The following is a 14,377-nucleotide window of genomic DNA, read 5'->3' on the forward strand; positions in this document are numbered from 1 at the left end:
AAATATATCAAATTAGCAACATATACAATAATGAATAGTTAAAATATTTCATTTTTGATAATTTAAAAAGAAAAAACACATCATATTCATGATAATTTTAAGTTAAATTACGAAAACACAAAAAAGCCTATATACTGAATATATAGGCTTTCTTAATCGTAAACTCTTTAGATTATTAAACTGTAGAATTAAAATGATTCTCCTCTTCTTCCGTTAATAATCGAGAATGAATTAAGAACCGAAGTCCTAATGGGATTTCTAATGAAAAACTAGATCCGCGTCCTTCTGTAACATCTACAGTAAGGTGTGTGTGCTTCCAATATTCAAACTGATCTTGGTTCATGTAGAAGTTTACACCTTCTACCTCACCTAAAAGCACATCACTTTCATCGAGATACATATCTCCTTTTTCAAAAATCATAGGTGCAGAACCATCACAACAACCTCCACTCTGATGAAAAATTAATTCACCATGCTTCGCTTTTAATTGCTTAATAATCTCTACTGCTTTATCTGTTATTTCTACTCGTTTCATATAATTATGATATTAAAAAAGGCTGAATTAAATGGTCTAATTCAGCCTTAATTTGCTATTAATAACTTCTAAAAGAACCCTAATTTATTCTTATCATAAGAGATTAACATGTTTTTAGTTTGTCTGTAATGACTCATCATCATAAGGTGATTTTCTCTACCAAATCCAGATTTTTTATAACCACCAAATGGTGCATGTGCTGGATAAGCATGGTAGCAATTTACCCAAACACGACCTGCTTTTATAGCTCTTGGTATTTGATATAACTGGTGTGCATCTCTCGTCCATACGCCTGCTCCAAGTCCATACATGGTATCATTAGCAATTTCTAAAGCTTCAGCTTCATCTTTAAATTTAGTCACACAAACGACTGGTCCAAAAATTTCTTCTTGAAAAACACGCATTTTGTTATGACCTTCTAATATGGTTGGCTTAATGTAGAATCCATTTGCTAAATCTCCCTCTAATTTATTAGCCTCACCACCTGTTAATACTTTTGCTCCTTCATCTTTTCCAATTTTAAAATACGATTGAATCTTTTCATATTGATCATTAGACGCTTGCGCACCAACCTGCGTGTTTACATCATAAGGATTATCCTGAATAATTGCATTTGTTCTGGCTACTACGCGCTCCATAAAAGCATCATAAATATCTTCTTGCACTAAAATTCTTGAAGGACAGGTACAAACCTCACCTTTATTAAAGGCAAATAAAACAGCACCTTCAATTGCTTTGTCTAAAAACGCATCATCTTCATCCATTACGCTATTAAAGAATATGTTTGGAGACTTCCCACCTAATTCCATTGTCACTGGGTTTAGATTTTTTGACGCGTATTGCATAATTAACTGTCCTGTAGTGGTTTCACCTGTAAAGGCTACTTTATCTATTTTAGAACTTGATGCTAATGGTTTTCCTGCTTCGGGACCAAAACCATGAACCACATTAAGTACACCTGGAGGAAAAACATCAGCAATTTTTTCCATTAATAAAGTTGCAGACGATGGAGTTTGTTCTGCTGGTTTTAACACCACACAGTTTCCTGTTGCTAAAGCTGGAGGTAATTTCCATGACAACATTAATAAAGGAAAGTTCCATGGAATAATCTGACCAATTACACCTAGTGGCTCCTTAATGTTCATGGATAAGGTATTCTGATCTAATTCTGTTGCGCTTCCTTCTTCTGCTCTAATGCATGCTGCAAAATAACGCCAATGATCTACTGCCAGTGGAATATCTGCATTCAGCGTTTCGCGGATTGGTTTTCCATTATCACAAGTTTCTACGATCGCAAACTCTTCTAAATTTGCTTCTATAATATCGGCTACTTTATTTAAAAGTGTAGCACGTTCTGTTGCTGATGTATTTCCCCAGGCTTCTTTAGCTGCATTTGCTGCTTCAACCGCATTTTCTACATCTTCTTTTTGTGATCTTGGATATTTTGCGATTACACTTCCATCTATAGGAGATGTGTTTTCAAAATAATCTCCACCTACAGGTGGCACAAATTTTCCATTTATAAAATTGGAATACTTCTCTTTAAATTTTGGTTTAGAATAGCTCATACCTTAATACGTTTTGTTGTTAATTATACATTTATTTAGTATAAAAATTATCTATACTTTAGTTTTGATAAAGTTATTTTATCATATCTTAAATATCTTGAACATATCCGTTATAATTTTGAACATATCTCTTATTAACAATTTTTAAGACTTTTTTTTTGTAATATTGATAATGAGCAACTTATTAGCGCGACATAAAAGCCATAGAAAACTAACTACTTTAGTAGAAAATAGGACGACCTATAATGCCGAATATGCCGAGCTTAATATTTATGAAACACATGCTATGGCTGAGAAAGTGTCTTTAACTTTCGACTTTCCTATTATTGCGAGTATGCTCACTGGAAAAAAAGTAATGCACTTGGATGGTTTTGATTCTTTTGATTTCTTCCCTGGCGAATCTGTTGTAATGCCAACTAATAAAGAAATGATCATTGATTTCCCCATCGCCACAAAAAATAAGCCTACGCAATGTTTGGCATTAGGAATTGATGCTTTTAAAATTTTAGAGGTTGTAGAAAAATTTAACCATAATGTAGCTATAGAAAATGAAAATAACACATGGGATTTAGACAAAACAACATCGCACCTTATCAATAATATAGATGTCAATCACTTATTAGAGCGTTTAACCTACACCTTTACTAATAGTAATAAATCTAAAGATGTGTTATTAGATTTAATGATTCAAGAGTTAATTGTAAGATTACTTCAAACCAAAGCCAAATCTCTTATTACTAATGACACTCATATTTTTAACGACACAAGAATAGGAACTGTTATTAAGTTTATTAAAGATAATTTAACCAATAAAGATATCTCAGTAGACCAATTGGCCAACAAGGCTCACATGAGTGCTTCTCACTTTCATAAACAGTTTAAAAATACTTTAGGCATTTCACCTATTGACTATATTAATTCAGAAAAAATTAAATTTTCTAAGAAACTTATTAAATCTTCTCAAAATTTAAGAATGTCAGAAATAGCTTTTCAATCTGGTTTTAATAATACAAGTTACTTCAACAGACAATTCAAAAAAATGGAAATGATGACGCCTCAACAATTTAAAACATCAATAAACAAGCCTTAAATCGCTATTGTTTTTATCCTATATTATTAATTATTAGACCCATTATTTTTTAATTATAACAATTGGTTAATTATATTAGCGTTCTATACGTCCCCAAATATGATTAAAAAACTACTTATTCTATCTTCTATTTTCTTGTTTATCACCATTACTTATGGTCAAAAAAAAATAGAACCTGATGCTTACGACATAGCCAAAGCAAAAAAACTTAAAGAACTATTTGACCACGATGAAGATGAAGTTGCTTTAGAGGAAAGCATCGATTACGTGTCTTTTGCTTTTGATAGCCGAAACGAAAAAGTAACAGTTAACCACGATGTTAAAGAGAAAATGATAAGCATGGTTAGTCGTGCCGATATTCAGAAATATTCATTTTATGATGGGCAATCTACAATTGAAGAATTCAATATCTTATATAAAAACAATAAAAATGCTGGATTCTATATTAAAGATGAAGCCTATAAAAGTGATGATTTATTTCATGTAGATTCTAGAGTAAAATTCACACATATAGATTTCCCTTTGCAAGGCTATCGTTATGGTACACATCTTTTAAAAACTTACAAAGACATAAAGTATTTTACAAAACTCTATTTCAATGATTCTTATCCCATTGCAAAAAAAGTGATTTCTGTCGAAATTCCAGATTGGCTTAATCTCGAATTAAAAGAATTAAATTTTGAAGGTTACGACATTACAAAAACCATAAAACCTAATTCTAAAAATAAATCTAAAATTCATACCTACACGTTTAAAAATGCTCCTGCAATGCATAAGGTTTCTAATGCTCCAGGACCAACTTATGTGTATCCGCATTTATTAATTTTAGCGAAGTCTTACACTCAAAAAGGCGAAACAAAACCCATTTTTAATTCTACTCAAGACCTTTACAATTGGTATAAATCTTTAGTGAACAGCTTAGAAAATGATAATACCGATTTAAAATCTAAAGTTGCCGAATTAACTAAAGACACGAGCACAGATGAAGAAAAAATAAAGAATATCTATTATTGGGTACAAGACAATATTAGATATATCGCTTTTGAAGATGGCATTGCTGGTTTTAAACCCGACGAAGCCTCTAGTGTCTTTAACAAAAAATATGGAGACTGTAAAGGCATGGCAAACCTAACAAAGCAAATGTTAATAGAAGCCGGCTTTGATGCACGATTAACTTGGATTGGCACCAAACATATTGCTTATGATTATTCCACACCAAATTTATCGGTAGACAACCACATGATTTGTAGTTTATTTATAGACGATGAGGTAGTATTTTTAGATGGTACAGAAAAATTTAATGCTTTTGGCGAATATGCAGATCGTATACAGGGCAAGCAAGTTTTAATTGAAGATAAGGAAGCGTTTATTCTAAAACACGTGCCAACAAGTGAAGCTGCCTTTAATAAAGAATACCATAATTACCAATTACATTTAGACAACGAAACGCTAATTGGAAATGTCACCAATGAATTTCATGGAGAAAGCAGGTCTGGACTTCTATACTATTTCGATCAATTGAAAACAGATAAAAAAGATGAATTTTTAGAATCGTATTTAAGTCAGACTGATAGCAATAGAAAAGTTTCTAATATTGTAACTTCAGATTTATCTAATAGAGAATTGAGCGTTTCTATTGCTCATGATCTTACGGTAAAAAATGCGGTTTCAACTTTTGATAATTCCATTTACATTGATCTCGATTTAAATAAAGAATTTAGTGGTTATGAATTAGAAGATCGTGATGTAGACTATATATTCAGCTCAAAAAAATATTTAGAATCTACTACAGAATTAAAAATACCAGAAGGTTATAACGTTACACATGTGCCAAATGACTTAGAGGTTTCAAGCGATAATTATGATTTATCGGTGAGTTTTAAAAATGAAAATAACACCCTAATCTATAAAAAACGCTTCCAAATTAAAAATGCAAAAATAGAAACTAAAGATTTTGAAGAATGGAATTCATTTATAAAAGACCTTAACACTCTATACCAAGAACAAATTATCCTGACTAAAAACTAAACTATGATAAGCAAAGGACTAACCGCTATTTTACTATTGTTTACTATTGCTATTTCTTCGCAATCTAAAGAAGAATTAGAAGCCAAAGAATTTTTCTGGGGCATTAACGACGCTTATAAAAATGTTACCGAAGTTCCTGAAAAATGGACCAATGAATCTGCTGTAATTTTATATAAAAACGAAAATTACGATTTCCATAAATTTGGCAAAAACGTTACGTACACAAGCTCTGTAAGGCAACGTATAAAATTATTGGATAAAGCTGCTGTGGAAGATTTCTCAGAATTTGCCTTTAAAAAACGCTTTAGATCAGACAAAGGCCGTTACACTTGGAGACAAAAAGGTAATAATTACATTGGAGTAAAAATTGTAAAACCAGACGGAAGTGAAATAGAAATTGATGTCGAGGAAGAATCTGTAGAAGTTGATGGAGAAACTAAAATTGCGATTGCTAATTTAGAAATCGGAGATATTATAGATTATTATTTTTACCGACTAGAGCCTTTTAAAACCACCTACGCTTTTGGTTTCGACCCTGTGGAAACCTATTTAGGTGAAGAATATCCTGTTGTAGATTTTAAACTATTTTTTGAAACTGAAAATGATTTTTTTATCAATTTCAATTCCTACAACGGAGCACAAAAACTAACAGAAATACCAACAGAAAAAAGAAGTATTAGACGTTATGAATTGGTGGCTTCAGATATTGAAAAAATTACATCAACACGTTGGTCTTATCCATTATTAGAATTACCATCTTACAAGTTTCAAGTGTATTTTGCAAGATCAGGAAAATTTGAAGATAGAGCTTTGGCTTTTCTACCTGAAAAGGAAGATATTATTAAAACATCGGTTTCTAAAGACGAAGTTTTAGACCTTTATGACAACCGTTTTAAACCTGATGGCAATGTTGGAGATGTAAGACGTTTCTTTAAAAAGAAAACCTTTGCAAATGATACAGAAAAAGTAACTGAAGCCTATTACTTTATGCGTCATTATTACTTAACGCGTTTTATTGAGGCTATGATTGTTAAGGATGCTGAAATTATGTACTATCCTTTTGAAAATTATGGCGATGCTGTTTTTATTCAGAATCAAAAACAATTTGTGCGTCACTTTACTGAGTATTTAAAAAGCGAAAAAATCAAGTATGAAATCGTTGTGGCTAAAAAACGTTACGACGGCTCTATTGACGATTTACTTATAGAAAAAAACGTCAATGTGCTTATTAAAGTCGAAACTCCTACTCCGCTCTACGCTGAGTTATTTAGCATACACACTAACATTAACGCGTTTTCTCCATTAATTGAAGGTACAGATGTTTATTTACTATCGCCTACACGAAATAGAATTGATGTCATCACCAAAGGAAAATTACCTGTATCTACACATTTAGATAATGAAACTAAAAAAGATATCACAGTTAGCCTAAACGATGATTTTTCTGGAATGAGTTTAAGTGCTGTAAACCGTTATAAAGGTCATGCTAAAAAAGACCAATTATACGATCGCTTAATGTTTACAGATTACGTTAACGAAGATTATGCAAAATATGAAACCGCATCCTTCATTGAATTAATTAGACGTAAAAAAGATAAAATAAGATATAAAAAAGAGCTCGATGCTGTAGCCGAAAAAATTAAGGACAAGCAAAAAGAACGTTATGAAAATAGCGCCAAAGTAGCTTTTCAGATTGAAGAGATTGAAGATTACACATATGAAATTAACGACACAGGACGTTATGATATAGAAGCCTATTTTACATTTACAGAAGGTTTTACAATTAAAAATGATTTAATAAAAAAAGCAGGTCCTAATTATATTATTGAAATCGGAAAATTTATTGGAGGCCAAATAGATCTTGAAGACAAAGAGCGTGAGCGTGATTCAAATATTTATACTGCTAATGCTAGAAGTTTTAATTACAATATTACATTCAATATTCCTGAAGGATACACTGTTGCTGGCTTAGACAAGTTGAATAAATCTGTAGATAATGAAACAGGAGCTTTTATTAGTTCTGCTAGTATTGAAGGCAATCAACTCATTATAACCACCTCTAAACAATACAAGCATAATTTTGAACCCAACAGTAATTGGAGTAAAATGATGGCTTTTTTAGATGAAGCGAATCAGTTTACAAATGAAAAGATATTATTGAAGAAGCAGTAATTTTTCTTGAATATTAATAAATAACCTCTTATAATTTATAGCAAATTGTAAGAGGTTATTTTTTATTTATTGTTATCCTTTTTCAATTGCTCAGTATAGCGTTTAAATTCTTTAATCACCTTAGGAGCAAGAATAATCGTCGCAAGCATCGTTGGGATTGCCATTAAAGCAAAAATACCATCAATGAGGTTAATCATCATGCTAAGACTTGTTGTAGCTCCGATAAGAATACTTAAAATATAGAAATAGTTGTAGTAGTGTTTTTTATCTGCGCCAAATAGAAAAGACATACATTTTGTACCATAATACGAATACGAGAATAACGAGCTCATACTAAAAACGGCAATACAAACAAGCAGTAAATATTTCCCATAATTTGGCATCACATCTGCAAAGGCAGATGCTGTAAGACTCACTCCGTTATCTGATGTGGTTTCCCAAACTCCAGTCACTAAAATTGCCAAAGCCGTCATTGTACAAACAATTAATGTATCTATTGCAGGCCCAAGCATAGCCACCAAACCTTCCCGAATTGGCTCGTCAGTTTTTGCAGCTCCATGCGCCATTGGTGCAGTACCAATTCCGGCTTCATTAGAAAATGCTCCACGCTTAATGCCATGAAGAATTAAAGCTCCTAAAACACCTCCCATAAATGTATCGCCTTCAGGATAATAATTGGCAGCGAAAGCATCTGTAAAAATAAGTTTTACATAGTACAACAATACATCGCTATGTGCCACAAGAATAATAATGACCAAAACAAAATATAAAGCCACCATACTTGGAACTAATCTTGATGCGACATTACCAATTCGTTTAATACCACCTAAGATTACTAAAGCCGTAATACTGATTAACACCACACCAATAATTAAATTCGATTTTAACCCAACTTCTACACCATTAGGTATTAATAAAATATCATTTAAAGCTTGTGTTAATTGGTTCACATTAAAAACAGGCAAAGCACCAATGAGTCCGCAAAGACTAAAAAACACAGCCAAAGGTTTCCAAGATTTACCTAAACCTTCTGTAATAAAATACATTGGACCACCTTGAATTTCTCCTGCACTATCCTTACCTCTAAACATAATGGCCAAAGTAGATGTAAAGAATTTTGTAGACATACCAACCACAGCACTAATCCACATCCAAAACACAGCTCCTGGTCCACCAACAGATATCGCCACAGCAACACCTGCAATATTCCCCATGCCAACGGTTGCAGACAACGCAGTGGTTAAGGCTTGAAAATGGGATATTTCACCAGGATCATTAGGATCGTCATATTTTCCTCTCAATACATTCAAGGCGTGCCCTAAATACCGAAACGGTAAAAACCTAGAACGTATTAATAAATATAAGCCGCCACCTATTAGTAAAATAAGCAAAGGCAAACCCCAAGCTAAAGATGAAAAATCGCTGAGTAGTTGGTTGAGTTTCTCCATAGCTTATAAATGTAGTAAACCGTTTTAAGTTATAATGTAATGTTTATAATTAATTTAAAAATGAAAATCTAAAGTCTTGATTTTGAGTTTCAAAATAACTAGATTCGCTTATCGCCTGAGATAAATCATTCAAAATGATACATATCATTACGGTGCCATTCATTTGAAAAAACCGTTCTTAAATCAAATTTCATGACTTATTACAAATCTTTCCTATTAATGACAATATTGTCACTAACATTTATTTCTTGTGATTCAGATGATTCAAACGATTTAACTAATGAAAACTTGAAATTAATAAAAATTGATTCTTTTGATTCTGAAAACAACCTAACAGCAACAACAAACTACATATACGACACCGAATTACAGCTGATTGCTCAAAGAGATGAAAATGGTAATGATATTTTTACCTATACATATGAAAACAATAGAATCACATCTATTGCAAGTAATGGTGGTGCTATAATAAATTACGTTTATCAGAATAGCTTAATTGTTTCAAGTTCAAGAACAATAAATGGTAATTTATCACCAAATACATTGGAGTATGAATATGATGGTTTGGATAGATTAATTAAAACCAAAATCTTTGTGAATGGGAATTTAAATTGCGAAATTAATCACACATTTGACAACCAAAATAATATTGAATTATCTGTAAGTTCTTGTCTAGACGGTCCACCTAATCAAAATAGTTTTGAATATGACGAAATGAAAAACCCAAATTCCTTATATTTTAATTCAGAATTACTTAAAGTTTTAGGCGTTGGAAAGAATAACACTATTGAAACCTATAATAATGATATGAATTTAACTTCATCAAGTTCTTATGAATACAATGAAAATGGCTATCCGACTGTTTCCAATGTTACGTACACAATTTACAATACTTTTGGGTCTTCAGAATTAAGATTTGAATACACTTACGAAAATATTGATTAATACAAATAAAAACGTGTAGCAACACCATGTATAATTAATTGATTTGTTCTTCCCTACTTTCGAATATTTCTGCTGAATTTTCACAGGTTCACAAATGTTTGCTAACTTATTTCCTAAACCACGCAACACCCGGGCACAGCGAACAGACGAAGTAAACCATTTACAAACACATTTTAATACCCAAAAACATTGAAAACTGAATGAAATTAAAGAATGTAAATTTGAAATTATCCTTTTTTGGAATATTAGTTTTAATGTTTTTGGAGTCTTGTAATAAATGAACAAAATTCTACAATTTAAGCTTGATTTCATTTAAAAATGTACTGTAATTATGTAACTCATAAGGAACATCTGCATTTTTTTCCATATCGTGAAAATGATGTGTTGCTAATAATTCCATTCCTGTAAAAGCATTCATCTTATGAAATCCAAACATCACTCCCTCATCCACACTTCTTTGATCAAAAAATTCATTGTCTAAAGTAAAAGCCGTTTTAGGAGCATTCCAACTTGTAGTCAATATATATTTCTTGCCGTGCATTAAACCACCAGTACCATAATTAATGTCTGGATTCTTTCTACTTCTTCCATCACTTGCATAAATACCGTTTTGATGACCTTCCGTAAAAACATCATCTATATATTTTTTAAACCCAAAAGGTATTTGAAACCACCAAATTGGTGTATGATAGATCACAATATCAGCCCATTTAAATTTTTCAACTTCGTCCTTAGTGTTATAATTATCGCCTACTTGAGTAAATTTCACTTCAAATTCCTCACGCGTATCAAAATATGAAATAGTTTTATTGAAAAGTGTTTCGTTAAACCGTCCTCCTGAATGTGCAAATGGATGACTTCCATTAATTATAAATATATGTTTCATAAGTCTATTATTTTATTTTGGACAAAATTAAAACGATTAAACCTATTGTAAAAATAATACAAATCATACCTTTGTATAAATTTATTAATAGCTATGGTGAATTTAGAATGGTATAGAACGTTTAAAGAAATATATGAAAACGGAACTCTAACAAAAGCGTCCATAGCACTGTATGCCTCACAACCAGGTGTAAGTGTTCATTTAAATGCTTTAGAAGCCTATGTTGGTAAAAAACTATTTGAACGTACGTCGCGAAAAATGATTCCAACGGAAGACGGCAAATTTTTATATGAATACATTATTGAATCATTAAAAAAACTTGAGATTGCCGAACAACATTTTAAAAAAACAACTCAAGAAAAGAATCCATCCTTAAATATTGGCATGTGCTCTGAAATGTTTCAATTGATTATTGAACCCGAAATTCCAAAATTAGACTTTGATTTAGTAGCCCGATTTGGGGCACATACAGATTTAATAAAAGACCTCAACAATGGTATTTTAGATTTAGTGATAACCCCTGAAAAACAGAATGAAAAAAAGTCATTAGTAGCATATGTGCCATTTTCAAAAGAAAGAATCGTTTTAATAGCAGGAACTAAAACAGATACAACAACAATACAAAAACATATTAAAGCAAAAGATCTCATTAAATTAGAAAATGAACTGCTTCAAAACATTTGGTATAGTTCCTCAAACGAAATGGAACATTTTAGGCGTTTTTGGTTTGATAATTTTAAGAAGAAACCCGCTTTCAAGCCCAACTATATTTTACCAAATCTTACATCTATTATCAGATGTTTAAACAATGGTAACGGATTAGCATTAGTTCCAGATTTTTTATGTCGAGAAGAAGTTTTAAGAAACGAAATAAATGTAGTTTGGGAAGGAAAAGTAAAAACGGAAAATACCTTATATTTTGCATCAAGATCAGATTTAAAATACAAAAAGGAATTAGATACAATTAAAAATATATTTACCTCAAAAATGAAATAAACGCGCTATGGTATCTAATTTAGCACTATTCTTACCAACTTCAAAAAATCTTAGCGGAATATTCTAGTTTGTAATTATTTACTAAATTAACGGCACAACCACGTAACATCCAAGCGCAGTGAACAGCCCCAGTAAACCATACACAAATAAGTTAGTAAACACATGAGCCAAACGTTATGAGAATATTTAAAAAAGCATTAAAATGGTTTATATATTTCTTAATCATTCCTACCGCTTATAGTATGGTCGCTTTAATTCTAACTGCAATAACAGTTGACCGAAAAGTAAGTGATGAAAAACTTAATAAAGTGGTTTACTTGACAACAAACGGAGTTCATTTAGATATTGTAATTCCAAAAAAAAATATGAACAGTCTATTATTGAATGGAATACATCAAAACGAAAATGAACAATATTTGTCTTTTGGTTGGGGTGATGAAAACTTCTATATAAATACGCCAACTTGGGGAGATTTAACGGTTGAAAACGCCATTAAAGCTATGTTTTTGAAAAGTTCTACATTAATGCACGTAACGCGATATCAAAATAAACGTACAGATTGGATTGAAATAAAAGTGACAGAATCTGAATTACAAAAATTGAATTTTTATCTGTTAAATACATTTGAGACAAACGAAAACGGAATGAAAATCAGTCTTGAGAATAAAGGTTATACTTCAACAGATGATTTTTATAAATCAAAAGGAAGTTATTCTTGCTTTAAGACTTGTAACAGTTGGGTAAATATCGGATTTAAGGAAAGTGGATTAAAGTCTTGTTTATGGACACCTTTCGATTTTGGATTAATGAATAAGTATCAATAAAACACGTTTGCTAACACCGTGTAGAATTAATGGCTTTGGTCGTTTTCCTTACTAAATTAGTGGCACAACCACGTAACACCCGAGCGCAGTAAACAGACGAAGTTAACCATACACAATAACGTAGTAAAATAGCATCTAACAAACAACAATAGTTAAGCGTTTGTCTTGTTAGCAAATTTAAAAATGAAGAGACAGCGAAAAACGACACGTAAGCAATTGAAAAATAATGACTAAGAGTTTCAATTTATAGGTATTACTAATATAAAATAACCGAAATTTGTGTGAGTAGATAGCGAGCTAACTTATTTATAATTAAGCTAGTCGTTAGGATATAATTAGAGTCTTAAAAAATTGAAATATGCGTTTACGTACAAGCTGCCACCTAAAGTTTGAGATTTTTGAGCCAACCCCATTTATTCTCATGTTAAGGCCACGCAGTGGTAGCCAACAATGGGTAGAAAGAGAGGACTATAAAATAACGCCAAGTACACCGGTCTTTGAATTCACGGACAATTATGGCAATCTGTGTCAACGCTTAATTGCCCAACCTGGAATATTCTCAATTTCTACCGCTTCAGAGGTTATAACCTCTAATTTTATAGATCAAGGCTTTGGTGCGCCATTTATTGAAATCCAGAATTTACCAGACGCCGTGCTAAGTTATCTATTACCAAGCAGATACTGTGAGTCAGATCGTTTTAATGAAATGAGTGCAACGATAACCGAAGGCCAATTAATGGGCTACAACCAAGTATCTGCAATTACAAATTGGTTACGCCAAAACATTGAGTATCTGCCTGGCAGTAATAATCAACCCTTATCTGCCATTCAAGTTAATGATAGACAGTTTGATGTATGTAGAGATTTGGCCCATTTAGGTATTGCGCTTTGCCGTAGTTTAAGCATCCCAGCACGTATTGTTGTTGGTTATTTACACAACTTAGAACCAATGGATATGCACGCTTGGTTTGAGGCATATATTGGTAACCGGTGGTACACATTTGATGCCACTCAAGTAGGCTCTCCAGGAGGTTATGTTATTCTTGGTTTTGGTCGCGATGCTGCCGATGTTGCTATTTTTAATCAATTTGGCGCTTTGGTGAATCCAATAGAGTATCTTGTTAAAGTTGAACAGCACCTTTAATCTAAATGGGAAAAGTAACGTAACGATTAGAGGGAAACAATAGAACAAACGATAATAGAAGTCAAGATAGATTTTATAGATTTCGCAAAAATAATACGCTGCACAACAATGTGTATAATTAATTGCTTGGGCAAGTGCCTACTTGGAAAATTCCTTCGGAATTTTTTCTGGCAAGTATTTGTTTACTAAATTAGTTGCTTAACCACGCAACTAACCATACACATCAACGTTGGCAGTACAATACAATGACGAACTTTAGAACTGAAAAAGACAAATTATTATCGGAATTAGATTCTGAAATTAAAAGAAATCCAAATAATGAAACTCTGAAATCCTTAAATCGGAATTTGAATTCATTCCAATCTGTTTCTGAACTAAATGGAGTTTTAAGTAGAATTGTTGTCGATAGTCACGGTTTTGAATTTGAGAACTATTTTTCTGACTTTTCGAATTCAATCCGTTCGATTGAGTTGAGAAATTTAGCCAAAAAATTAATTAAGGAAAATGCGCGAATTACTTTTTACGGAAAAGCTTGGTCTGAAAATACAGTTAACTGGATTTATTTTGATAAAGTACTTGACTTAAAAAAAATACGGAACAAATTCGCATTCGGAAAAAACATAATTGAACATCAGAATTTGGACAATAAGTCTGGTTTGGAAAGCGGATTTATAGACAAAAATACTAACGAGGGAATAATGGGAAAAGTAAAATAAAAACTACTGCCAACAAAGTACTGTG

General features: G+C 31.9%; 12 protein-coding genes. 8 read left to right on the forward strand and 4 right to left on the reverse strand.

Translation table 11 applies throughout. The annotated features are described in order from the left end of the window. Window positions 1-175: 175 nt before the first annotated feature. Together HM981_RS11955 and HM981_RS11960 are read right to left on the reverse strand one after the other, a co-directional pair. A complete protein-coding gene (locus HM981_RS11955) occupies window positions 176-535 on the reverse strand; it encodes a DUF779 domain-containing protein (protein WP_179339034.1) in 360 nt (119 codons plus the stop codon). Between the two features lie 68 nt (window positions 536-603). Continuing rightward, the gene (locus HM981_RS11960; protein ID WP_179339035.1) at window positions 604-2,103 is read right to left on the reverse strand and encodes an aldehyde dehydrogenase family protein; all 1,500 of its coding nucleotides are present in this window, start codon (window positions 2,101-2,103) and stop codon (window positions 604-606) included. Window positions 2,104-2,275: 172 nt separating this feature from the next. Between HM981_RS11960 and HM981_RS11965 the strand changes: the two genes are divergently transcribed. The 3 genes from HM981_RS11965 (at window position 2,276) to HM981_RS11975 (ending at window position 7,393) form a co-directional block, all read left to right on the forward strand. After that, window positions 2,276-3,193: an AraC family transcriptional regulator gene (locus tag HM981_RS11965; protein ID WP_179339036.1), complete on the forward strand. Its 918-nt coding sequence runs from the start codon at window positions 2,276-2,278 to the stop codon at window positions 3,191-3,193. A gap of 99 nt (window positions 3,194-3,292) precedes the next feature. After that, window positions 3,293-5,221, forward strand: a complete 1,929-nt coding sequence (locus HM981_RS11970; protein ID WP_179339037.1) for a transglutaminase-like domain-containing protein — start codon at window positions 3,293-3,295, stop codon at window positions 5,219-5,221. A 3-nt stretch (window positions 5,222-5,224) separates the two neighbouring features. Then, window positions 5,225-7,393 carry a hypothetical protein gene (locus tag HM981_RS11975; protein WP_179339038.1) on the forward strand — a complete coding sequence of 723 codons (2,169 nt, stop codon included), beginning with the start codon at window positions 5,225-5,227 and terminating at the stop codon, window positions 7,391-7,393. 62 nt (window positions 7,394-7,455) lie between these two features. Here the strand turns inward: HM981_RS11975 and HM981_RS11980 are convergent, their stop codons facing one another. Continuing rightward, window positions 7,456-8,841, reverse strand: coding sequence for an alanine/glycine:cation symporter family protein (locus HM981_RS11980; protein ID WP_179339039.1), 1,386 nt, complete (start codon window positions 8,839-8,841; stop codon window positions 7,456-7,458). A 219-nt stretch (window positions 8,842-9,060) separates the two neighbouring features. Here HM981_RS11980 and HM981_RS11985 point away from each other — a divergent pair, with 219 nt between their 5' ends. Further along, window positions 9,061-9,786, forward strand: coding sequence for a hypothetical protein (locus HM981_RS11985; RefSeq protein WP_179339040.1), 726 nt, complete (start codon window positions 9,061-9,063; stop codon window positions 9,784-9,786). A gap of 289 nt (window positions 9,787-10,075) precedes the next feature. On the opposite strand, the gene HM981_RS11990 is transcribed toward HM981_RS11985, so the two are convergent. After that, window positions 10,076-10,672, reverse strand: a complete 597-nt coding sequence (locus HM981_RS11990) for an NAD(P)H-dependent oxidoreductase (RefSeq protein ID WP_179334998.1) — start codon at window positions 10,670-10,672, stop codon at window positions 10,076-10,078. A gap of 93 nt (window positions 10,673-10,765) precedes the next feature. Between HM981_RS11990 and HM981_RS11995 the strand changes: the two genes are divergently transcribed. From HM981_RS11995 to HM981_RS12010, 4 genes are all read left to right on the forward strand, one after another. Next, a complete protein-coding gene (locus HM981_RS11995) occupies window positions 10,766-11,668 on the forward strand; it encodes a LysR family transcriptional regulator (protein WP_179339041.1) in 903 nt (300 codons plus the stop codon). Window positions 11,669-11,844: 176 nt separating this feature from the next. After that, a complete protein-coding gene (locus tag HM981_RS12000) occupies window positions 11,845-12,492 on the forward strand; it encodes a DUF2459 domain-containing protein (RefSeq protein ID WP_179339042.1) in 648 nt (215 codons plus the stop codon). 421 nt (window positions 12,493-12,913) lie between these two features. Then, a complete protein-coding gene (locus HM981_RS12005) occupies window positions 12,914-13,636 on the forward strand; it encodes a transglutaminase domain-containing protein (RefSeq protein WP_218846419.1) in 723 nt (240 codons plus the stop codon). A 245-nt stretch (window positions 13,637-13,881) separates the two neighbouring features. Continuing rightward, window positions 13,882-14,352 carry a hypothetical protein gene (locus tag HM981_RS12010; protein ID WP_179339044.1) on the forward strand — a complete coding sequence of 157 codons (471 nt, stop codon included), beginning with the start codon at window positions 13,882-13,884 and terminating at the stop codon, window positions 14,350-14,352. Window positions 14,353-14,377 lie beyond the last annotated feature (25 nt).

Origin of the sequence: Winogradskyella ludwigii (assembly GCF_013403985.1) — a bacterium.
Lineage (GTDB): Bacteria > Bacteroidota > Bacteroidia > Flavobacteriales > Flavobacteriaceae > Winogradskyella > Winogradskyella ludwigii.

Bases quoted from the DNA above. Each gene is read 5' to 3' on its own strand.
- HM981_RS11965 (WP_179339036.1), top strand. From the start codon at position 2,276: ATGAGCAACTTATTAGCGCGACATAAAAGCCATAGAAAACTAACTACT.
- HM981_RS11955 (WP_179339034.1), bottom strand. From the start codon at position 535: ATGAAACGAGTAGAAATAACAGATAAAGCAGTAGAGATTATTAAGCAA.
- HM981_RS12005 (WP_218846419.1), top strand. From the start codon at position 12,914: ATGTTAAGGCCACGCAGTGGTAGCCAACAATGGGTAGAAAGAGAGGAC.
- HM981_RS12000 (WP_179339042.1), top strand. From the start codon at position 11,845: ATGAGAATATTTAAAAAAGCATTAAAATGGTTTATATATTTCTTAATC.
- HM981_RS11970 (WP_179339037.1), top strand. From the start codon at position 3,293: ATGATTAAAAAACTACTTATTCTATCTTCTATTTTCTTGTTTATCACC.
- HM981_RS11985 (WP_179339040.1), top strand. From the start codon at position 9,061: ATGACAATATTGTCACTAACATTTATTTCTTGTGATTCAGATGATTCA.
- HM981_RS12010 (WP_179339044.1), top strand. From the start codon at position 13,882: ATGACGAACTTTAGAACTGAAAAAGACAAATTATTATCGGAATTAGAT.
- HM981_RS11990 (WP_179334998.1), bottom strand. From the start codon at position 10,672: ATGAAACATATATTTATAATTAATGGAAGTCATCCATTTGCACATTCA.
- HM981_RS11995 (WP_179339041.1), top strand. From the start codon at position 10,766: ATGGTGAATTTAGAATGGTATAGAACGTTTAAAGAAATATATGAAAAC.
- HM981_RS11960 (WP_179339035.1), bottom strand. From the start codon at position 2,103: ATGAGCTATTCTAAACCAAAATTTAAAGAGAAGTATTCCAATTTTATA.
- HM981_RS11980 (WP_179339039.1), bottom strand. From the start codon at position 8,841: ATGGAGAAACTCAACCAACTACTCAGCGATTTTTCATCTTTAGCTTGG.
- HM981_RS11975 (WP_179339038.1), top strand. From the start codon at position 5,225: ATGATAAGCAAAGGACTAACCGCTATTTTACTATTGTTTACTATTGCT.